The 642-nt window shown below is 67.6% G+C and carries 1 protein-coding gene; it reads right to left on the bottom strand.

Features of this window, described 5'->3' with window-relative positions; genetic code table 11:
- A partial coding sequence (locus tag ACVOJ1_RS18960; protein ID WP_346480780.1) for a methyl-accepting chemotaxis protein occupies positions 1–642 on the bottom strand: 642 nt, incomplete at both ends.

The raw sequence follows: 642 nt of genomic DNA, 5'->3' as shown, positions 1-642 counted from the left end.
GGCCCCGGCCTTGTGCACCAGCGCAGAACCATCGGCGACCTTGCCCACCGAGTCGTCGATCAGGCCCTTGATCTCCTTGGCGGCAGCGGCCGAACGCTGGGCGAGGGTGCGTACTTCGCTGGCGACCACCGCAAAGCCGCGGCCCTGTTCACCGGCACGGGCGGCCTCGACCGCGGCGTTCAGGGCCAGGATGTTGGTCTGGAAGGCGATGCCGTCGATGACGCTGATGATCTCGGCGATCTTCTTCGAGGAGGCTTCGATGGCGGACATGGTGGTGACCACCTGGCCGACCACTTCGCCACCCTGGGAGGCGACGCCATGGGCACCGATGGCGAGCTGGTTGGCCTGGCGGGCGTGCTCGGCATTCTGGCGCACGGTGGAGGTCAGTTCCTCCATCGAGGCGGCGGTTTCTTCCAGGTTGGCGGCCTGCTGTTCGGTGCGGCGCGACAGGTCGTTGTTGCCCGAGGCAATTTCGCCGGCGGCCAGGGTGATGCTGGAGGCGCTGGCCTGGATCTGGCCAACGATGCGGGTCAGCTGGGTGACGGTGGCATTGGCATCGTCACGCATCCGTGCGAACACGCCGTTGAACTGCCCGTCCATGCGCGCGGTGAGGTCCCCGGCAGCGATCGACTGCAGCAGCTG

The sequence above is a fragment of the Stenotrophomonas sp. STEN225 genome, assembly GCF_056756445.1.
This window is presented reverse-complemented; position numbering and strand designations above follow the sequence as displayed.